The organism is Dermabacter jinjuensis (assembly GCF_902381725.1).
Lineage (GTDB): Bacteria > Actinomycetota > Actinomycetes > Actinomycetales > Dermabacteraceae > Dermabacter > Dermabacter hominis.
The window spans coordinates 346,681-366,117 of sequence record NZ_LR698963.1 but is presented as its reverse complement, the minus strand read 5'-3'; the positions used below and the strand labels follow the sequence as shown (position 1 = coordinate 366,117).

Genomic DNA, 19,437 nt, shown 5'->3' with positions numbered 1-19,437 from the left:
AAGGCTCGCGAACCTCATCAACTATAGCGCCTTCGCGCGTCATGACGCGAATCGATGTGGCGTGATCGCCACCACCGTGCCGAGCTCTAGGTCAGGCGAGGCCTGAGGGTGAGGAGCGTGACCTCCGGCCGGTTTGCAAAACGCATGTTGTAGAAGGGGCTCGCGCCAATACCGCCACTGACGTGCAGCGGAACGCCTCGATGGAAACTGAGTCCTTTTGCCTGTGAACGGTGAAGATCGCAATTCGTCACGATCGCGCCAAAATACGGAAGCGCAAGCTGGCCTCCGTGAGTGTGCCCCGCGAAAATGAGGTCGCACCCATCGTCGACAAACTGGTCAAGCACGCGCTTATAGGGCGCATGGGTGACGCCAATCTTGACGGAAGGCCGAGTGCCCCTGGCAGCACACTCCGGATCTACCGGGGGAAACTCGTCGTGCTCGAGGTGAGGGTCATCGACCCCGACAACCTCCACGTCGCAGCCCGGAAGCTCGATGAGGGCTCGAGCGTTCGAAACATTCGTCCACCCGCCAGCGGTCAATTTCGCCACGAGCCGTTCGACCTCGAGCGGCTCATTTTGAACGCCATCACGGAAGTTCTTTGGCCTGGGATCGCGAAGGAGGTAGCGGAAAACGTTCCGCTTCCCCGCCGCGTATTTGTCGTTGGAGCCGAGGGCCAAAATCCCCGGGCGTTCGAGGAGAGGGGCGATATCGCGTGCGATGGCATCGATAGCACCCTCGCTCGCCACGTTGTCGCCGGTATTGACGACGAGATCGGGCTCAAGCGAAGCGAGGCTTCGCAAAAATTCGCGCTTCTTCGTTTGTTCTGGAAGCAAGTGTGCATCCGACATATGGAGCACGCGGATTGGCTGAGCCCCGGAAGGGAGAACGTGCAGGTCGAGTGCGCGGATTTCGAAAAGGTTAATCTCGATGTGGCGGGCCCACACGTGGGCAGCCGCAGCGGTTCCGACGGCTGCAAGCGTGCCGGCGCCGCCAATGAGAGCGAGTGGCTTCGCGCTAGTCACCGGGGTAGTACTCCTCGTACTCGGTGTAATCGTCATAATCCGGATCGCCAGGGTAGACGTAAATATAGCCGTCGCTATCGGGGACGCGCTCTTTCACCGGCGTCGTTTCCGCACGCGCAGCATTGGTGTCGCTGTTTCCCTGGTTGGTGTCATTCCCGTTTCTCTGGTTGGTGTCATTCCCGTCGGGCTGCGTGGGAGCTGGAGTGTTCGGGGCCTGCGGCCCTTCTGGAGCCTCTTCGCTTGAGCCTACGGAATCCTGCGTTGGCGGGGCGGATTGGACGCCCTGGGGCTTCGGCGGAAACGGAGCTGAGGGAAGTCCCTCGTGGGCTTTGATCATGAATTCTTGCCACGTGGGGAGTGAGACCGTGCTGCCCCACACGTTACGGGGGAGCCGCTGACCATCGACCATCAGCCCGCTCGGACTGCGGTTAGCCGACGGGTTGCCGAACCACACGGCCGTCGAAAGGTTCCGGGTGAATCCCACGTACCACGTGTGGTACTGCTTTCCCGAGGTGCCGGTCTTACCGCCGGCATCGTGGCCAGGGATTGTCTTGCCCTTACCCGTACCCTTCGGGTCTGAAAGCCCCTGCATGAGGGTCCAGGCCACGGCGTTCGCAACCTCGGGCTTGATGGCTTGAGTGCATTCCGAAGTCGTGAACGGAAGTTCCTTGCCGTTACGGTCAATCACCGCTTCAATCGGCTGCGGCTTACAGTACTTACCCTCGGCCGCGAACGCGGCGTATGCAGCGGCCATGCTCACGGCGGGGATGTTAATCTCGCCGATGACCTGCGATGCCGGAGAGAGGTTCGCTCCGAACATATCGTTAACGGACTTTTCCTTGAGCTTCGGGTCCGCGTCGTCCCAGTTACCCGGGACCGCGCCGAGGATACGCGCGGTATCAGCGATGTTGCACAGATCGGTGCGCAGCGCGATGTTGGCGTACGCCGTGTTGATCGAGAACTTGGTGGCGTCGAGAACGCTCATGGAGCCGTGGATGTCTCGACCGGCGTCCTTAAGACGCCACCCCGTGCCCGAGCGCCAGCGACCTTTCTTGAGGCAGTGCGCCGGGAAGTTGTTGAACGTGTTCGAGCCGCGCGGCACGGAGTTCCAGATCGAGCCGCCGTCGCTCAAGAATGTCGTGAGAACGAATGGCTTGAAGGTCGAGCCCACAGGGAAGCCGTTTCCGCCGCCAAGATAGCTGGGGGCCGTGTAGTTGAGTGAAGTCTCGCCGGGCTTAGCGTCCTTGTAGGGGTTGAAGGTGCGGTTTTGTGCCATGACCCGCACCTTGCCCGAGCCTGGCTCGACGCTCACGATCGCGTGACCGAATCCCGACTCGGAATCCGCGGGAACCTTGCGGTTGACGATGTCTTGGGCGATCTTCTGGCGGGCGGGATCGAGGGTCGTTTTGATCGTGAGACCGCCGCCATAGAGGAGCCTGCGGCGTTCCTCTTTAGTCTTGCCGAACTTCGGGTCGCGCATGAGCGTGCGCGTGACGTAATCGCAGAAGAAGCCGTTGCCTCCGGCGGTCGAGCAACCCGCGCGTGCGTCGGTAATCTTGAGCATGTCCTCGATCGGCTGCTCTTTGGAGGTTTCGTATTCCTCCTTGTTGATGTAGCCAAGCTGGTACATGTCGTAGAGCACTTGGTTGCGCCGTTTGAGGGCGTTTTTCGGATGCTTGACCGGGTCGTTTCCGTTCGGGGAGTTGGTGATGCCGGCAAGCAGGGCTGCTTCGCCCGGCGTCAAATCTTCCGCGCTCTTGGAGAAGTAGTGCTGGGCTGCGGTCTCGACCCCATACTGAGAAGGTCCGAACTGCGCTACGTTGAGATAGCCGTTGAGGATTTCGTCCTTGCTCCACTTTTTCTCAAGGGAGATGGCGATCTTGGCCTCGCGGAGTTTCCTAATGAGCGAGGATTCGGTCGCTGCCTTAATCGCCTCGTCATCGCCGCGCTGGAAAGCGTCCATGAGCAGAGCGTTCTTCACGTACTGCTGGGTGAGCGTCGATCCGCCCTGAAGGCTCTTTCCGGAAAGGTTGGAGACGAGGGCGCGGAACGTTCCCTGCGGGTCGAAACCGTTGTGCTGGTAGAAGCGGCGGTCCTCGACCGCCACTACGGCGTGCTGAAGATCTTCGTCGATCTTGTCGAGCGGCACCATGACGCGGTTCTCGGAGTAGAAGGTCGCGAGCAGGCTGCCATCGGCCGCCTCGATGCGTGAGGCCTCGTTGAGGGGCGCGACGTCGAGCTCACTCGGGAGGGAGTTAAAGAGGTTCGCGCCATCTTTCGCGGCGGCCGACATCGCGGTCACGACAGGAAGGAAGAAGGCGGCAAGCAGCACGCCGGCGAGAAGACACACGGCGAGCAAGCCGCCCACGCCCGTGACGGCTTGGGTGAGAGTGGTGGTCGGTTCGTTCGAATTCGACCGAACCATTGGCTCCTGCTGAGACTGAGGCATGTCCACACCCTACTAAGGCGGGCGCCCAAAGGGCAGTATCGCGCGCGTGAAAGTTGTGGGGAGACCTCGAATTGGGGGTCGCGTCACACTTTTATTAGTATGGAGTCACGCCAAAATTCGAAGTGAGTCAATCCGGGAGGTGCGGCAGTGAGCGTGGGCAGCGTTGACACGATTCACGACACGCGGCATTGGGCGGCCCAAGGGGCGTGTGCGAGCCTCAATCCCGAAGAATTTTTCGTGCAGGGTGCCGATCAACACAAGGCCAAAGTGGTGTGCCGTTCATGCCCCGTGCTCAACCAGTGCCTTGCCGACGCGCTCGACAACCGCATTGAATTCGGTGTGTGGGGCGGCATGACGGAACGCGAACGGCGCCGCCTCCTTCGCGAACACCCGGGAGTCACATCGTGGCTGCCCGTGCTCGAGAACCGGAAAGGTTCAAGCGCCCCCCGCTAAGCTGGGTGCATGGCTACGATTCACAAGTGGGAATACCTCACGACACCGCTGCTGATCCACAACACCAAGGCGATCCTGGACAATTTCGGCTCCGATGGTTGGGAGCTTGTCCAAGTCATCCAAGGGCCGCAAGGGCCCGAATCTCTCGTTGCTTATTTCAAGCGACCCATCACCGAAGGAGCCTGATTTTCTATGAGTACCGTCGAACAAAAGCTTAGCGAGCGCGGCCTTTCCCTCCCAGAGGTGGCAAAGCCCGTTGCCGCCTATGTTCCCGCCGTTGTGACCGGGAATTTCGTGCAGACTTCCGGCCAGCTGCCGCTAGTGGGCGGCAAGCTCGAGGTGACCGGCAAAGTGGGTGCCGAGGTTAAGGCTGAGGAAGCGAAGAAGGAAGCTGAGAAGGCCACCCTCAATGCCCTGGCCGCGATCAAGGCTGAGATCGGGGATCTTGACCGCATCACGCGCGTCATCAAGGTGACGGGTTATGTCGCGTCGGCTCCCGACTTCACTGCCCAGCCCGGCGTTATCAATGGCGCGAGCGAGCTGCTCGGTGACGTCCTCGGTGAGGCTGGTTCGCATTCGCGCGCGGCCGTCGGCGTTGCGGCTCTTCCGCTCGATGCATCCGTTGAGGTGGATCTTCTCGTGGAGTTCCGCTAGTCATGCAGCGCGAGCCCGATTCTTCCGGCGTGCACCTTTCGTGGGTGCTCGCTCCGAATGCAGGGCCGCGAACGCTTGATGGCACGCGCACGTACATCTTTACTGCGGGGCGCACCGTGTGGATCGTCGATCCCGGTCCCGCAGCGCGTGCACATGCGCAAGCTGTCGTCGACGCGGTGGTCGCTACCGGCGCCCGCCGCGTCGGCGGCATCATTGTGACGCATCATCACGAAGGGCACACTGGCGCGACGTCGATGGTGCGGCGAGCCCTTAGTTCCGCAACCGGCATCACCGTTCCCCTGTGGGCTGCGGAACCCGCCCTGGTACCCGGCGCGGCGCCGGTTCCGAGCGAGATTTCTCTCGACGGGCGCGTCGTGGCCGATGTTCTCCATCTCCCGGGGCACACCGCCGATTCGATCGGCCTACTCCTCGAAGGCGGAGAATTCCTCACGGGAGACACGCTCCTCGGTGGGGCGCCAAGTGTGGTGGGCGAGGACTGCACGCTCCACGAGTACCTCCAGTGCCTCAACATCATTCGCGTGATGTGCATGGACGGCCGCATTTCGGGCCTCTATCCCGGTCACGGTGACCCGATCGAGGCTCCTCACGAGGCGCTCGTTGCGTCGCAAGAGGCGCTCGCGTACTGGCGCGAACGGCTCGAGCGCGTAAGGCAGGTGCGCGAGCGCGGGGTTCTTACGGTGCGACGCATGTGCAACGAGATCTACGGAGGCGAGCTCGCTGCGTTGAAAGACGATGGCGCGAGCGCGGACGATGTCGCGTTTTACCGCGAAGGCGCTGAGCGCAACATTCGCGCGGCGCTCGAATACATCACGGGCACGGACCGGTAGGAGCGAAAAGACGAACACCGAGCTGCCCAAGGGGCGCGCCAGATAGCACGAAGGGAGCGACCCGCGAGTGGGGCCGCTCCCTTCGTGCTGTCTGTGCCGTGTGGCAGTGAATGCTTAGCGTGCGCGGCGGCGCAGACGCTCGATGTCGAGGAGCAGCACTGCGCGGGCCTCGAGGCGAATCCAGTTGCGGTGTGCGAAGTCGGCAAGCGCCTTGTTCACGGTTTCACGCGAAGCGCCAACGAGCTGCGCGAGCTCTTCCTGCGTAAGGCCGTGGGAGACCATGATGCCCTCGTCGCTCTGGCGGCCGAAGCGCTGAGCGAGGTCGAGCAGGTTCTTGGCGACGCGACCGGGGACGTCCGCGAACACGAGGTCCGCGAGCGAGTCGTTGGTCTTGCGCAGGCGGCGTGCAAGCGAAGCGAGGAGGTGGCGGGCCACCTCGGGGCGCTGCGCGAGAACGCGGTACAGATCCTGCTGGGAGAGGGAGTAGAGGGTCGTCTCGGCGACAGCGGTTGCCGTGGCATTACGCGGGGCCGGATCGAAGAGGGAAAGCTCGCCGAGGGTTTCGCCCGGGCCGAGCACGGCGAGGAGGTTTTCACGGCCATCACCCGAAGCGTGGCCAACCTTGATCTTGCCGCTCGCGATGATGAACAGGCGGTCGCCCTGATCGCCTTCGCGGAACACGACGGAGCCTCGGTGGAAATCCTCCTGAGTCATCGAGTCAAGGACAGCCTGCTTGCCGTCGTCATCGAGCGCGGCAAAAAGCGGTGCTGAACGAACGATGTTCTCGTCCACGGTTCCTCCTGGGGTTGCGCTGGTGTAGCGGAAAATTGTGGGGTGTGCGACGTGCACACGCGTGCTCCTTAACAGTAATACCTGATCTGTGACGGGGCCCAGGGAATTCCCGAAACTGCCCGTGCTATTTCTGCTTGGCTGGACACACGTGCACAATGGCAGCATGAATTCGGGACTCAAGGACCACGCTGTGCCCGCGGTAAAGCGCGTTGATGAGGAACTCGCAAAGCTCTACCCCGACGCGCGTTGCGAGCTCAATTTTTCGAGTGCCTTCGAACTGCTAGTCGCGACGGTTCTCTCGGCACAGACCACCGATGCGCGAGTGAATTCTGTGACTGCGGAATTGTTCAAGCGCTGGCCGAGTCCAGAGGTCATGGCGTGCGCCCCCGAAGCAGAGGTTGAGGCCGTTGTGCGTCCGCTCGGAATGGCTGGAAGGCGCACCGCCCACGTGCGGGAGCTTTCTGCACGCCTAGCTGCGAACTTCGGAGGCGAAGTCCCCGATGACCAAAAGGCGCTCGAATCCCTTGCGGGCGTTGGTCGCAAAACCGCCCATGTGGTGCGCGGAACGTGGTTCGGCCACTCGCTACTCACGGTCGATACCCACGTGGGCCGGCTCGCGCGCAGGCTCGGCTGGAGCGAGAGTTCCGCTCCGCGGACGGTGGAGGAAGACGTGGTGGCGCGCGCTGGGGCCGACGGTTGCCAGGTTCCCGTCGACCTCACGATGCTGTCGCACCGGCTGATCTTTCACGGGCGGAATCTATGTACGGCACGAAAACCCGCGTGTGGCGAGTGCCCACTCGCGGCCCTCGAGGTTCCGTGCCCGAGCGCCTTTCGGGACTAGCCGGAAGGAGCAACAAAAAGCCAAGAGACGGCGGGGTGAAGCCGACGTCGGACACCGCGCCGCGGGTGCCCGCGTGAGCCGAGCGGGGAGGGTGACCCAGGCCGCGGATCTTTCGTCCAGCGAAGGGCGCACGATAGAATGGAGCCTGTTTCATGCGCGTGAGCGCTCGAGAGTAAAGGCAGGAATCACTGTGCCGAACGGCAAGGTCAAATTCTTTGACGCTGAAAAGGGCTTTGGCTTCCTCGTAAGCGAGGATGGCCAGAGCGTGTACGTGCACGCGTCGACCCTCCCCGAGGGGGTTCAGCAGCTCCGTAAAGGCCAGCGCGTCGAGTTCGACATGGTCGACGGCAGCCGCGGCCCCCAGGCGCTGACGGTACGCCTCCTTGATCCTGCACCCAGCATCGCCCGTGCGCGTCGGGTCAAGCCGGAAGACATGGCCGTTATGGTCGAGGACCTCATCCAGCTTCTCGACGGCGCCTCGAACGGGCTCCGCCACGGTCGTTATCCCGATAGGGGCCACGCGCAGAAGGTTGCGGCCGTCTTGCGCGCCGTCGCCGACAACTTTGAGGCGTAGTCGATGACTTCTACCGCTCCCGCGAAGGCGCGCACGCGCGCCCCGAAACTCGATGCCGTTTGTGCGGCGGCGATCGAACAGGCTGCCGCCGCCGTGATCGAGGTTGCCGAGCCCGATCAGGTCGGCGCGCACGTACGCGCCGAAGCGAGCGGCGAGCGCCTTGTCACGCACTTTTTTGAGGCCACGATGCCCGGTTACGCGGGGTGGACCTGGATCGCGGTGCTTGCGCGCGCCCCGCGCGCGAAGGTCGCGACCGTCTGCGAGACCGCGCTCATTCCGGGCGAGGATTCCCTTCTCGCACCCGAGTGGGAGCCGTGGGCGGAGCGTCTTCGCCCCGGTGATGTCGGGGAAAACGACGTCCTGCCCTACAGCGCCGACGACTCTCGCCTGGAGCACGGTTACGAACAGACCGACGACGAAGAAGCCGATCGAGTGGCCATGTGGGAGCTCGGCCTCGGTCGCAAGCGAGTGCTGTCGCGCGAGGGCCGCGAAGACGCCGCAAAACGCTGGATGAGTGGCAATTTCGGCCCGCGCGAGGTCAGCAAGCGCGGCCGCAAAGGCACCGTGAAGGCCCAGTGCCGCTCGTGTGGCTTCCTCTCCCTGCTCAACGGTTCGCTGCGCCAGGAATTCGGTATTTGCACGAATGAGTGGTCGCCTGCCGATGGGCGCGTAGTGTCGCTACAGTACGGCTGCGGCGCGCATTCCGAGACCGACGCCGAGAAGCAGAACATCGCGGGGGACCTGCCCGAGAAGGTTCTCGACGAAGAAGCCGTCGACTACGAAGATCGCTTCGAGGAAAAGTCGATCATCGACGAGGCTCTTTTGAAGAAGGAGCAGGAGAAACTCGCGGCGAAAAAGGCCAGCGAAGAGAAGTAGCGTCTCCTAGCGGGCGGCGACGACCGAGGCGAGCAGCGCCTCAAGTGCGAGCTGTGGTGGCACGTTCATGCCCACCCGTTTGCGGGCCGTCCCCACGGCATCGAGTAGAGCGAGCGTGGTCTGCGCCGAGTGCACGCGCGTGCGCTCGGTCAGCTCCCGCTCGATGCCGGGATTGACGAGCGTCGCACCCGTGTCGAGTTGGAGTGCGAGAACGTCCCTGAACACCGAGTGAATGTCGAGCAGAAAGCGGTCGATGACGTCGCGCACGAGGCGGGTCGCGCGTCGCTTCGCCTCGTCGTCGAGGGCCTTGACCTGGGCGCGTAGTGCCGGAGGGATACGCCCGCCGGGTTCGATGCCTGCACCGCGCATGAATGCTTCGCGCTCGCGGGCGCTCGTCTCGTCCGCTTCGGCGTGCGCCTCGGTTTCGGCGCGTTCGATGAGAGCCTTCGCGAAGGCGATCGCGTGCCCAACACTCGTGAGGGCGAGAAGCCTTCGCGCAGACTCTTCGCGTTCCTCGAGGGTTTCGGGGTGCAGGCCGTAGCGGCGGGCGATCCCGATATGCCCCTGCGCGCTCGCCGCGGCTCGATGCGCGAGTTCGGGTGCAATGCCATCGCGGTTGATGAGGAGCGTCGCGACAGCGTCCGCTGGTGGCACCTGGAGGTTCACCACTCTGCAGCGTGAGCGAATCGTCTGTGCGAGATCCTGTGGCGAGGGAACGCACAGCAGCCACACGGTTCGCGGCGGCGGTTCCTCGATGGCTTTAAGGAGCACGTTGAACGTGCCCGGGCTCATGCGGTCGGCATCCTCGATGATGAGAACGCGGTGGCGCCCTGATGCCGGTGCGCGCTGCGCAGTCGCCACGAGCTCACGAACGTCGTCCTTCGAGATCGTGAGCGTCTCGGTTCGCACGGCGGTCACGTCCGCGTGGGTTCCCGCGAGAACGGTGCGGCACGGCTGGCACTGTCCGCAGCCAACACCCTCACGCGGGGCGTCACACAGGAGACTCGCCGCGAACGCACGCGCGATGCTTGAGCGACCCGATCCCGGCGGGCCGGCGATGAGCCACGCCTGGGCGAGAGAGCCGCCCGGTGAGGCAGCGCGCGAGAGCTGTGTGACCGCGGCCGATTGGCCAACGACCGTGTCGTAGACGTTCACAGGAGCGAATCCGGGGTCGTTGTGCCCTCGACCGGGTGTTCAGCGGCGCCGGTGAGGGTGTGGGCATTGACGCGAACCCAGTCGGCGAAACGCTGGGTGATTTCCGCGTGGACGTCCTCGACCGACTGCGAGGCGTCGATCACGATCCACCGTTCGGGCTCGCGGCGCGCAAGGTCGAGGAATGCCGCGCGCACGGCCTCGTGGAACTCGCGCCCTTCCCTTTCGAGGCGGTCCAGGGAAGCGGCTTCGCGTCGCTGTGCGAGGGTCTCGGGCGAGACGTCGAGGAGAATAGTGAGGTGGGGAAGCAGCCCTTCGGTGGCCCACATCGACAGCTCGTACACGTCGTTTGGGTTCAGTGCGCGGCCTGCGCCCTGGTAGGCGACGGAGGAGTCGAGGTATCGATCGGCGATCACGATCCCGCCTGAGGCGAGCGCCGGACGTACGACGCTCTCGACGTGGTGGGCGCGATCAGCGGCGTAGAGCAGTGCTTCGGCACGATCGGAAACGTGATCCGAATGGAGGATCAGCTCCCTGATCTGGGCACCGAGCGGGCTCCCGCCCGGCTCTTTCGTCACGGTGACGTCAGCACCCGCAAACGGGGAGCCCTCGCCACGAAGCCACTTTTCGAGCAGCGGGATCTGCGTGCTTTTGCCGCCGCCGTCGCCGCCCTCGAACGTGACGAAAAGGCCCGTTTCCGACGGTGAGGCTGAGGCGGTCGTCAGAGGCGTACGCGGTGCAGTGGAATCGATGCTCGACATGACGCCATTGTCTCAGGTGAGGATGAATGCGCCCCTATTTTGCCTCGCTCGGGTAGCGCACACCGACAATCTCACGTACACGATCCATGACCTCGAGGACCGCGAGCGTGTCGCGCGCACCCCATCGAGGTGATTCGAGAAGGCCGGCGCGAATGTTGCGCGCCGCCTCCGCGATTTCGAAGGCCATACCGTAGTTGCCGCCGTCGGGATGAGCAGGCAGGGAGTAGGGTAGCGAGTCCTCGTACGTGAACCGCTCGGTCACGTCCTTGCCGTTGTCTCCCGCTTCGAACTGGGTCACGGTAAAGGAATTCGGAACGAAGAACCACGAGTCCACGTCGATTTTGCCGCGCGTGCCGAGTACGTGCGCCTCGACTGAACTGCGCGCACCAAGCCCCGTCTGCACTGCGTATACGGTGCGGCCCGAGAGGCCCGAGATCGAGACCATCTCGTCGACCCCCGTTGCGGTGAGGGTTCCCGTCGCGTGCACCTGCGTGGGCGATCCCGCGGCCCAGTGCGCAAACGCGAGCGGGTATACGCCGAGGTCAAGGAGTGCCCCGCCGCCAAGTTCCGGGGCATACAGCCGGTGCTCGGGGTCGAAGGGGAAATACTGGCAGTGATCGGCGATCACCGCGGTGACCTCGCCAATCACGCCGGATTCGATGACCTGGCGGATGACGTCGTAGTGCGGCATGAAGCACGACCACATCGCTTCCTGCACGTATGCGCCCGTGCGTCGAGCAGTCTCGAAAAGCTCGCGCGCCTCGGCGGCGTTGAGCGTCATCGGTTTTTCGATCACGACGGGAATGCCAGCCTCGACGACCTTTGTCGCAAGCGCGAAATGCTGAGCGTGAGGCGAAGCGACATACACGGCCTCAAGGCCTTCGTGGGCGAGGAAATCGTCAACACTCGCATAGGCGTGGGCGAGGCCGGCGTCGGATTCGAAATCCTCCGCGAAAGCCTGCGCGCGCTCGAGCGAACGCGAGCACACGGCGGTGAGGCGGGAAGTGGTCGCCGCGTGCATCGTGCCGATGAAGTTCCTGGCAATCCCGCCGGGGGCGATCACACCCCAGCGGAGGCCCGGCGCCTTGGCGGGATCGGGAACGGACGTCGTGGGCAGCGTCAACGGTGCAGTCATGACACCACCGTACGCGAGCCGCCGCTACTTTTTCGTGGACTTCGCTCGCGAGCTGGACTTTCGCGTCGTTTTCCGCTTTGCAGGGCCCTTCGCGCGCTTCTCCGCAAGACGCTCGACGGCGCGCTCGTGAGTCATCGTCTCGGGCGACTCATCCTTGCGAAGCGTGACGTTCGTCGTGCCGTCGGTGATGTACATGCCGAAACGACCGTCTTTGATCACGATCGGTTTCTCGCTCGTAGGATCCACGCCAAGTTCCGCGATCGGGGGTTTTGCCGCCGCGCGCCCGCGCCGCTTGGGCTGGGCGTAAAGTGCGAGGGCCTCTTCCTCGGTGATCGTGAACAGCTGTGCTTCGGTTTCGAGCGAGCGCGAATCCGTGCCCTTCTTGAGGTACGGGCCATAGCGGCCATTCTGCGCGGTGATCTCGACGCCCTCCGCGTCCTTGCCGACGACACGGGGGAGCGAGAGGAGTTTGAGGGCGTCCTCGAGGGTCACGGTCGCAAGGTCCATGTCCTTGAACAGCGAAGCCGTGCGGGGTTTCGGCTGTTTCGTTTTCGGGAGCGCCTTAGTGGCCTCATCAAGCTCAAGGTTTTCCGTGACGTAGGGGCCGTAGCGACCGTCCTTTGCGAGGATTTCAAAGCCCGAATCGGGGTCGCGGCCAAGCACGCGACCGTCGTCCTTTGCGCGTGCCATGAGCTCTTCGGCCTTCTCGAGCGTGAGCTCATCCGGTGCGAGATCGGCGGGAACATTCGCTCGCTGAGGCGTATCGGAACCCTCGACCGCCCTTTCGATGTAGGGGCCGTACTGGCCCATGCGAAGGTCGATGCCGTTGCCGATCGGGACGGTGTTGATCGCGCGCGCGTCGATATCGCCGAGGTTGTCGAGGGTCGCCTTGAGACCGTCCTCGGCGGGGGTGTCGAACGAACCGGACTTGCCGTAGTAGAAGTCGCTCAGCCAGTGCACGCGGTCCGTGTTACCTGCGGCGATTCGGTCGAGCCCCGCTTCCATATCGGCCGTGAACTCGTAATCGACGAGCGTCCCGAAGTGCTCCTCGAGAAGCTTCACGACGCTGAACGCGAGCCAGCTCGGCACGAGGGCCGAGCCCTTCTTTTCGACGTAGCCGCGATCCTGGATCACGGAGATCGTCGCCGCGTAGGTCGAGGGGCGGCCGATCCCGCGCTCCTCGAGTGCGCGCACGAGTGACGCCTCTGTGTAGCGCGGCGGTGGCGTTGTTTCGTGACCGTTCGGCGTGTACTGAGCGGCCGTGAGCTGCTGCCCCTCCTTCATTTGGGGCAGGCGCTTGTCCTTGTCATCGTGTTCCGCATACCGCGACTGGTCGCGGCCTTCCTCGTAGGCCGCGAGGAAACCGCGGAACGTAATGATCGTGCCCGAGGCGCCGAACTGGGCGGTGCGCCCCTTGCCTTCAACATCGAGCGTGACCGACGTGGTCGTTCCCTTGGCGTCGGCCATTTGAGACGCCACGGTGCGCTTCCAGATCAGTTCGTACAGGCGGAACTCGTCGCCACTGAGCTGGCGAGATACCTGCGCGGGTGTGCGGAAGTTCGAACCCGCCGGGCGAATTGCCTCGTGGGCTTCCTGCGCACCCTGCGACTTGTTCGTGTACACGCGAGGGCGATCCGGAACGTACTCCGCACCGTACATTTCCTGGATCTGTGCGCGGCTCGCGCGAATCGCCTCACCGGACAGCACCACGGAGTCGGTACGCATGTAGGTGATGTAGCCGTTTTCGTAGAGCCGCTGCGCGGTCGACATCGTGTGGCGGGCACCCATGCGCAGTTTTCGGCTCGCCTCCTGCTGGAGGGAGCTCGTCGTGAAGGGAGCGGCGGGCCGCCGCGTGTAGGGCTTGGACTCGAGGTTTCCGACGGTGGCCTTCGCGCCGTCGAGCGCCTCGATGAGCAGTCGTGCACTCTCCTCGGTGAGAACCGTGACGTTTGCCCGGAGGCTCTTTTTGAGCTCACCCGCGTCGGTGAAGTCACGCCCCGTGGCGACCCGCTGGCCGTCGAGGGTTCGTAGCTGAGCGGTGAAGGCGGGGGTGTCGACGCTTCGATCCTCCAGCTCAGAGGTGATGAACTCGCCCGTCACATCCCAGTACGAAGCGGCCTTGAACGCCATGCGCTCGCGCTCGCGGTCGACGACGAGGCGTGTCGCCACCGACTGGACGCGGCCTGCGCTCGTGCCGCGGCGAACCTTGCGCCACAGCACGGGGGAGAGCTCGTAGCCGACGAGTCGGTCGAGAATACGGCGGGTTTCCTGGGCATCGACGAGCGGCATGTCGAGCTCGCGCGTCTCGGTGAGCGCCTTTTGGATGGCTTCCTTCGTGATCTCGTGGAACACCATCCGGTAAACGGGAAGCGACTTCTTGGGTTTCAGTGCCTCGAGGAGGTGCCAGGCAATCGCTTCACCCTCGCGGTCCTCATCGGTTGCGAGGTAGAGAGCATCGGCCTCTTTGAGGAGCTTCTTGAGCTCGGAGACAGTCTTTTTCTTGTCGGGATTGACGACGTAGTAGGGCTCGAAGCCTTCTTCGACGTTGACGGCGAAGCGGCCGTAGGGGCCCTTCTTCATGTCGGCGGGCAGCTCTTTGGGCAGGGGAAGGTCACGAATGTGTCCCACTGACGCGGCGACCGTGAAGTCGTCCCCGAGGTATTTCCCGATGGTCTTTGCCTTCGCGGGGGACTCGACGATCACGAGGTTGCGAGCGCTCACTCGATGTACTTCCTTACTGCGGTGTGTGCGTGGCGGGGGTGTGTCCCCGCGTGGTTTACCCTGCCCCGTACGGTAGCACTAGGCGGGGTTTGGCTGCTCAACGATGTGGAGAAACCCCCATTTGACGAGGACGCGGAGTGTGCGGTTGATGCTCGCGCGTGCACTCGCGATTTCAGCGCCTTGATCGGCGGCTTCGAGGAGTGAGGCGTAGGCCGTGAGGAAAATATCGAGCGGGTATTCACCGGTGAGGGGGCCGACGATGGCCGCGGTGTGGGTGTCGATCTGGATGGTGCGGCCGAAGCCGCCGCCCTGAACGAGGTCGATCACCATGGGATCGTCGTCGCCGGGTGTGTAGTGGCGCCGCTCGATGACGTCATCGGCGCGTGCGAGTGTGAGCGAGGCGAAAGCCTCGTCGTCGAGCTGCGCGAGGCGCGTGCGCGCGCGAAGCATTTCGGCATAGCGGGGGCCGAGAGGGCCCGCTCCCGTCGTTTCGACGTGGGTGAAGTCGGCGAAGCGCTTTTCTCCCTCGCGCGGTTGCGCGAGGAGCACGTGGCCGAAACCGATGCCGCGGACATCGCGCGAGGCGAAGTCGTCGAGCCATGCGTGGGTCATCGGTTCCCAACGCTCGTCGCGGTCGGTGACGCCTCCGTCGCGAAGCCAGGTCGAGGCGTAGGAGGCCGGGTCCTCGATGTCGCGCTGGACGACGAGTGCGCTCGCACTCGAGTTCGCGAGCCACGTGCGTGGGCGCGCATCCCATTCGGAGCCGCGGGTGATCTCCCAGTTCGCCAGCATGGCGGCGACGCCGCCGGGGGCGAGGTAGGCATCGATCTCGGCGAGGAGGTTCGCGACGAGTGCGTCGCCTTCTGCTCCGCCGTCGCGATACGTCCAGGTCTCCGCATCCTTCACGCGGGGTGTGATGACGAACGGAGGGTTGGAGACGATGAGATCGAAGGTCTCGCCCGCGACAGGTTCGAGCATTGAACCCTGGCGCGTTTCGATCGTGTGTCCTTCGGGCAGTGTTTCGCGATTGAGGGCGACGTTGAACTCGGTGATCGCGAGAGCGCGTTCGGAGATATCGGTCGCGACAACGTGCTGGGCGTGACGCGCAGCGTGGAGCGCCTGAATGCCGCACCCCGTGCCGAGGTCGAGCGCGCGGGCGACCTCGTCGCGAGGCGTGATCGAGATGAGCGTTGAAGTCGCCCCGCCGATGCCAAGCACGTGTTCACCGTCGAGCGCGCGGCCAGTCGCGAGTTCCCCGAGATCGGAAACGATCCACCAGAGGATCTCGCCGAAATCATCGGTGGCCTGATATGGGCGAAGATCGACGGTCGCGGCGAAGGCGGAGGTGGCGTCGGAACCCGTCCCTTCTGCTGGCGCCACGAGGCCGAGGGCGAGAAGCCCGTCCGTACCGAGGTTAGGGAGGGCGCGGTCGAGTTCGGCGCGCGTGGCGGTGCGGCCGAGCGTGAAGAGGCGCATGAGAGTCGCGGCCGCATTGCCCTGATCGGCTAGCGGATCAAGTTCGCGACGTGCGGGCAGCGGATTTTCGCGTTCGAGAGCTGTGCGAGCGGGAGCGCTCAGGAGATCCTCGATTCCATCCGCCGTGTATTGCGCGTGAGCGAGATCCGCGCGCAGAACCGCGAGAAGATTGGTATCGGGCGTGGGCGTCGGGAAAAGCTCGGTGGTGTGGCCTTGCGTGCTCATGCCTACCATTGTTGCGCTACGACGCGAACAGATCGAACATGAGTGGAGGCGGCACGTGAGGAGCGAGGCTTTCGATGCCGAACGGGCGCTCGCGCGCCTCACTACGCCCCCGCATCGCACTGACTCCCTCCGGCATATCGAGCGCCGGCCCGCTCGCGAGGCACGCTTCGCTGAGTGGCCGAGATGGACAAACCCCTCACTACGCGCCTACCTCGAAGACAGCGGGATCGAACGCCCGTGGTGGCACCAGGTTGAGGCCGCCGAGTTTGCGCACGCGGGTCGCGACACGGTCATCGCTACCTCTACCGCTTCGGGAAAATCGCTCGGTTATCTCTTGCCCGCGCTGACCGATATTCAGGCACGCCGAGAGGATCCGTCGGCCCGGCGCGCGAGCGCCCTCTACATCGCCCCCACAAAAGCGCTTGCCTACGACCAGTACACGTCGATCTGCCGGCTTGTGGACGGGGCCGGCCTCGGGGACGTACGCGCCGCCGTATTCGACGGCGACACCCCGACCGAACAGCGTCGCTGGGTGCGCCGCCACGCAAATTTTGTGCTCACAAACCCTGACATGCTGCATTACGGGATCCTTCCCGGTCACGAGCACTGGATTCCGTTCTTTCGAACGCTGCGATACATCATCATCGACGAATGCCACGTCTACCGTGGCGTGTTTGGGGCACACGTTTCCATGCTGATGCGACGCCTCGCCCGCATCGCCGAGTACTACCGCGCACGGCCCACCTTCGTGCTCGCGTCGGCAACCTCGGCGAGCCCGGAGGTGAGCGCTTCCCGGCTCGTGGGTAGGAACGTCACGGCTGTCACCGAGGACGGTTCGCCGAAAAACCCCCTCACGATTGCGCTGTGGGAGCCGGGAATCGCCGATCTCGACGAGGGCGAGGACGCGCGCGAGGCCGCGCGCAGGGCGAAAGAGGAGCGCGAGCAGGCGGAAAAGGCCGGGGTGAAAGCCCACGTGGAGGTCCGACGGCGGCCTGCCCCCACCGAGGCCGGCGCTCTACTCGGTGACCTCGTATGCGAGGGGGCGCAGTCGCTCGTCTTTACTCGCTCGCGGCGTTCGAGCGAGCTCGTCGCGAAGGGGGCACAGCGCGCCGTCAACGCTGCCGCGGAAGCGACCGGATCCGCCATGCTTGCCGATCGGGCCACGCGCATCGCCGCCTATCGCGGCGGCTATCTTCCCGAGGAGCGCCGCGCACTCGAGGCAGCGCTTCGTTCGGGACAGCTTCTCGGCCTCGCCTCGACCAACGCCCTCGAGCTTGGCATCGACATCTCCGGTCTCGATGCCGTGCTCGTGACGGGGTGGCCGGGGACGCGCGCGTCCCTGTGGCAACAGTTCGGGCGCGCGGGCCGGGCCCACGGAACTCAGTCGCGCGAGGCGCTTGCAATGTTTATTGCGCGCGAGGATCCCCTCGACACGTACGTTGTGCGTCACCCCGAGATGATCCTCGAAGCCGACGTCGAGGCCGCCGTGTTTGATCCCTCCAACCCCTATGTCATGACGCCCCACCTGTGCTCTGCCGCTGCGGAGATTCCCATTCGCGACGGCGAGGAGGAGCTTTTCGGGCCCACGAGCCGGGAGCTTCTCGAGAACCTAGCAGGAAGGGGAATCCTCAGGCGTCGCCCTCACGGGTGGTACTGGACCCTTGACGAGCGCCCCCACGACCTCACCGATTTACGTGGAAGTGGAGGTGAGAGCGTGCGGATCGTCGATCAGGCGAGCGGGCAGCTGATCGGCACGGTCGATGCCGCGACCGCCCACCAGTACGTCCACGACGGCGCCGTCTATCTCCACCAGGGAGTCTCGTACGTCGTGAACCACCTCGATGTCGAGAACGCCGTCGCGATGGTGCGTCGGGAGAGCCCGCAGCACACAACCCAGCCGCAAGAGACCTCGTCGATCAGCGTGCGCCAGGTCGAGCGCAGCGAACAGTGGGGTGACATCGACGTGTGCTTCGGGCAGGTCGAGGTCACCGACCAGGTCACCGGTTACCAGGCGCGCGACATCTACACCTCCGCCGTGCTCGGCGAACACCCGCTCGATCTGCCCGCGCGCACCCTCGTTACCAAGGCCGTGTGGTTCGAGATCCCCGCAGACCTCCTCCACGCATGGAGCCTCGAGGAAGCCGATTTCCCTGGCGCCCTCCATGCGGCCGAACACGCACAGATCGCGATGCTTCCCCTCCTTGCCACGTGCGACCGCTGGGACATTGGCGGCGTGTCTACCGCCCTGCACGCCGATACCGAAAAGCCCACGGTCTTCGTGTACGACGGCGCTCAGGGCGGCGCCGGCTTCGCGGAGCGCGCCTACGAGAGCGCCCCTGCATGGATCCGCGCGACCGCCGACATGATCGAGACATGCGGATGCGAGGCGGGCTGCCCCGCATGCGTCGTCTCTCCGAAGTGCGGCAACGGCAACGAGCCCCTCAACAAGAAGGGCGCGCTCACGGTTCTGCGGGAGCTGGGCCGGCACGCGCCGCCTCGGTAAGGGGCTGGCTGCCGAGCAGCGGCACGTGCACTCTCACGGTGACTGTCACGTGTGCCTCAAGACCGCTCACGTCGCAGCTCTGGAGAAGGGCGCCGTGCCGTTCAGCGACCTCCAAAGCGATCTCGCATGCCCCGCTCGAGGCGCCGCCGGCCAGTGCATCCGCAGCCGAGAGTGCGGAGAGTTCAGCGGCTGAGGCGGCAAGGGAGCGACCGTGGTGGACGATCCCGAGCCCCACGAGGACCGTGAGGATCGCCGAGATGATTGCGATCGCCCCGAGAGCGGTGGCCGTCGCGTTACCGCGCTCCTCGCAAAACCCCGCCCTCACGGCCCGTTCCTTACGAGGTGTGGTTCGAGGCGTGTGTGGGCACTCGCCTCGAGCGGAATTGTGGCCCCGAGGATCGGCCCGCCGACGTGCCACGTTGCGTGTGCTTCCACGGTGACCCATTCGCCGCTCGTGCTTATGGTGAACGTGGCCTCCTTGCCGCTTACGACTTCCGCTTTTGCGATCGCAGCATGGGGATCGGCCGAGATCATCATTTCGCGTGCGGCGGTACGTGCCCCCTCCGCGAGACGCGCGTGGCTGATGAACAGGCCACCCAGTGACATGACCAGTGCGAGGAGGGCGAAGACGGCGATGAGGACCACCGCCGTCTCCGCCGTGGCCGCACCGGAATCCGCACGAAGCGCCCGCCTCAAGGTGCGCGCACGTGTCTCGGCTTCCGGTGTCATGCTCAGCCCGCCGAGTGGAGGGCGCCCTGAATGAGGCTCGTAAGGATGCCCTGCATCTCGCCGCTCGTGAGCACGGCGAACAACAGCGCGGCAAAGGCGCACGCGGCGACGATCGTCACCGCATATTCCGCGGTTGTCGCGCCAGTATCATCCGCGAGAATGTCGCGGGTCCGTAGTTCCGTCTTTTCTGTCGTGTGGTTGTCGATCATTGATGTATCCCCTTCAA

General features: G+C 64.5%; 19 protein-coding genes. 8 read left to right on the top strand and 11 right to left on the bottom strand.

Going from position 1 to position 19,437, the window contains the following annotated elements; all coding sequences use genetic code 11:
- Positions 1 to 86 precede the first annotated feature (86 nt).
- Both FXY94_RS01790 and FXY94_RS01785 read right to left on the bottom strand, forming a co-directional pair.
- Positions 87 to 1,022 (bottom strand): metallophosphoesterase, encoded by a 936-nt coding sequence (locus tag FXY94_RS01790; RefSeq protein ID WP_016663303.1) that lies wholly within the window; start codon positions 1,020 to 1,022, stop codon positions 87 to 89.
- Positions 1,015 to 3,471, bottom strand: coding sequence for a transglycosylase domain-containing protein (locus tag FXY94_RS01785; RefSeq protein WP_016663302.1), 2,457 nt, complete (start codon positions 3,469 to 3,471; stop codon positions 1,015 to 1,017). Before FXY94_RS01785 ends, FXY94_RS01790 begins: the two co-directional genes overlap by 8 nt.
- 147 nt (positions 3,472 to 3,618) lie before the next feature.
- On the opposite strand from FXY94_RS01785, the gene FXY94_RS01780 reads away from it, so the two are divergent.
- Genes FXY94_RS01780 through FXY94_RS01765 form a run of 4 tightly spaced genes read left to right on the top strand, consistent with a single transcriptional unit; the run spans position 3,619 to position 5,426 of the window.
- Positions 3,619 to 3,924: a WhiB family transcriptional regulator gene (locus FXY94_RS01780; RefSeq protein WP_016663301.1), complete on the top strand. Its 306-nt coding sequence runs from the start codon at positions 3,619 to 3,621 to the stop codon at positions 3,922 to 3,924.
- Between the two features lie 9 nt (positions 3,925 to 3,933).
- On the top strand, positions 3,934 to 4,110 hold the full coding sequence (locus FXY94_RS01775) for a DUF4177 domain-containing protein (RefSeq protein ID WP_016663300.1): 177 nt from the start codon (positions 3,934 to 3,936) through the stop codon (positions 4,108 to 4,110).
- A 6-nt stretch (positions 4,111 to 4,116) separates the two neighbouring features.
- The gene (locus tag FXY94_RS01770) at positions 4,117 to 4,578 is read left to right on the top strand and encodes a RidA family protein (RefSeq protein ID WP_016663299.1); all 462 of its coding nucleotides are present in this window, start codon (positions 4,117 to 4,119) and stop codon (positions 4,576 to 4,578) included.
- A 2-nt stretch (positions 4,579 to 4,580) separates the two neighbouring features.
- Positions 4,581 to 5,426 (top strand): MBL fold metallo-hydrolase, encoded by an 846-nt coding sequence (locus FXY94_RS01765; RefSeq protein ID WP_016663298.1) that lies wholly within the window; start codon positions 4,581 to 4,583, stop codon positions 5,424 to 5,426.
- Between the two features lie 114 nt (positions 5,427 to 5,540).
- Here the strand turns inward: FXY94_RS01765 and FXY94_RS01760 are convergent, their stop codons facing one another.
- A complete protein-coding gene (locus tag FXY94_RS01760) occupies positions 5,541 to 6,218 on the bottom strand; it encodes a Crp/Fnr family transcriptional regulator (RefSeq protein ID WP_016663297.1) in 678 nt (225 codons plus the stop codon).
- A gap of 163 nt (positions 6,219 to 6,381) precedes the next feature.
- Between FXY94_RS01760 and FXY94_RS01755 the strand changes: the two genes are divergently transcribed.
- From FXY94_RS01755 to FXY94_RS01745, 3 genes are all read left to right on the top strand, one after another.
- Positions 6,382 to 7,059 carry an endonuclease III domain-containing protein gene (locus FXY94_RS01755; protein WP_051120595.1) on the top strand — a complete coding sequence of 226 codons (678 nt, stop codon included), beginning with the start codon at positions 6,382 to 6,384 and terminating at the stop codon, positions 7,057 to 7,059.
- A gap of 190 nt (positions 7,060 to 7,249) precedes the next feature.
- Complete coding sequence (locus FXY94_RS11090) at positions 7,250 to 7,633, top strand: cold-shock protein (protein ID WP_016663295.1); 384 nt, start codon at positions 7,250 to 7,252, stop codon at positions 7,631 to 7,633.
- Positions 7,634 to 7,636: 3 nt separating this feature from the next.
- Positions 7,637 to 8,509, top strand: coding sequence for a DUF3027 domain-containing protein (locus FXY94_RS01745; RefSeq protein WP_016663294.1), 873 nt, complete (start codon positions 7,637 to 7,639; stop codon positions 8,507 to 8,509).
- A gap of 6 nt (positions 8,510 to 8,515) precedes the next feature.
- Here the strand turns inward: FXY94_RS01745 and FXY94_RS01740 are convergent, their stop codons facing one another.
- The 5 genes from FXY94_RS01740 to FXY94_RS01720 all read right to left on the bottom strand — a co-directional run bounded on the left by FXY94_RS01740 (position 8,516) and on the right by FXY94_RS01720 (position 15,979).
- Positions 8,516 to 9,664 (bottom strand): DNA polymerase III subunit delta', encoded by a 1,149-nt coding sequence (locus FXY94_RS01740; protein WP_016663293.1) that lies wholly within the window; start codon positions 9,662 to 9,664, stop codon positions 8,516 to 8,518.
- Positions 9,661 to 10,422, bottom strand: coding sequence for a dTMP kinase (gene tmk, locus FXY94_RS01735; RefSeq protein ID WP_016663292.1), 762 nt, complete (start codon positions 10,420 to 10,422; stop codon positions 9,661 to 9,663). The genes FXY94_RS01740 and tmk overlap by 4 nt, the downstream gene beginning before the upstream one ends.
- A 34-nt stretch (positions 10,423 to 10,456) precedes the next feature.
- Positions 10,457 to 11,557 (bottom strand): Gfo/Idh/MocA family protein, encoded by a 1,101-nt coding sequence (locus FXY94_RS01730; RefSeq protein ID WP_016663291.1) that lies wholly within the window; start codon positions 11,555 to 11,557, stop codon positions 10,457 to 10,459.
- A gap of 24 nt (positions 11,558 to 11,581) precedes the next feature.
- On the bottom strand, positions 11,582 to 14,278 hold the full coding sequence (topA, locus tag FXY94_RS01725; protein ID WP_016663290.1) for a type I DNA topoisomerase: 2,697 nt from the start codon (positions 14,276 to 14,278) through the stop codon (positions 11,582 to 11,584).
- Between the two features lie 78 nt (positions 14,279 to 14,356).
- A complete protein-coding gene (locus tag FXY94_RS01720) occupies positions 14,357 to 15,979 on the bottom strand; it encodes a DUF7059 domain-containing protein (RefSeq protein ID WP_051120594.1) in 1,623 nt (540 codons plus the stop codon).
- 55 nt (positions 15,980 to 16,034) lie between these two features.
- Here FXY94_RS01720 and FXY94_RS01715 point away from each other — a divergent pair, with 55 nt between their 5' ends.
- Complete coding sequence (locus FXY94_RS01715; RefSeq protein ID WP_016663288.1) at positions 16,035 to 18,482, top strand: DEAD/DEAH box helicase; 2,448 nt, start codon at positions 16,035 to 16,037, stop codon at positions 18,480 to 18,482.
- Here the strand turns inward: FXY94_RS01715 and FXY94_RS01710 are convergent.
- The 3 genes from FXY94_RS01710 to FXY94_RS01705 are packed head-to-tail and all read right to left on the bottom strand — an operon-like array spanning position 18,439 to position 19,420.
- Positions 18,439 to 18,807 (bottom strand): Rv3654c family TadE-like protein, encoded by a 369-nt coding sequence (locus FXY94_RS01710; RefSeq protein WP_016663287.1) that lies wholly within the window; start codon positions 18,805 to 18,807, stop codon positions 18,439 to 18,441. The genes FXY94_RS01715 and FXY94_RS01710 overlap by 44 nt on opposite strands.
- Positions 18,804 to 19,211 (bottom strand): TadE/TadG family type IV pilus assembly protein, encoded by a 408-nt coding sequence (locus FXY94_RS10750; RefSeq protein WP_016663286.1) that lies wholly within the window; start codon positions 19,209 to 19,211, stop codon positions 18,804 to 18,806. Before FXY94_RS10750 ends, FXY94_RS01710 begins: the two co-directional genes overlap by 4 nt.
- Positions 19,212 to 19,213: 2 nt before the next feature.
- Positions 19,214 to 19,420, bottom strand: a complete 207-nt coding sequence (locus tag FXY94_RS01705; RefSeq protein WP_016663285.1) for a DUF4244 domain-containing protein — start codon at positions 19,418 to 19,420, stop codon at positions 19,214 to 19,216.
- Between the last annotated feature and the right edge of the window lie 17 nt (positions 19,421 to 19,437).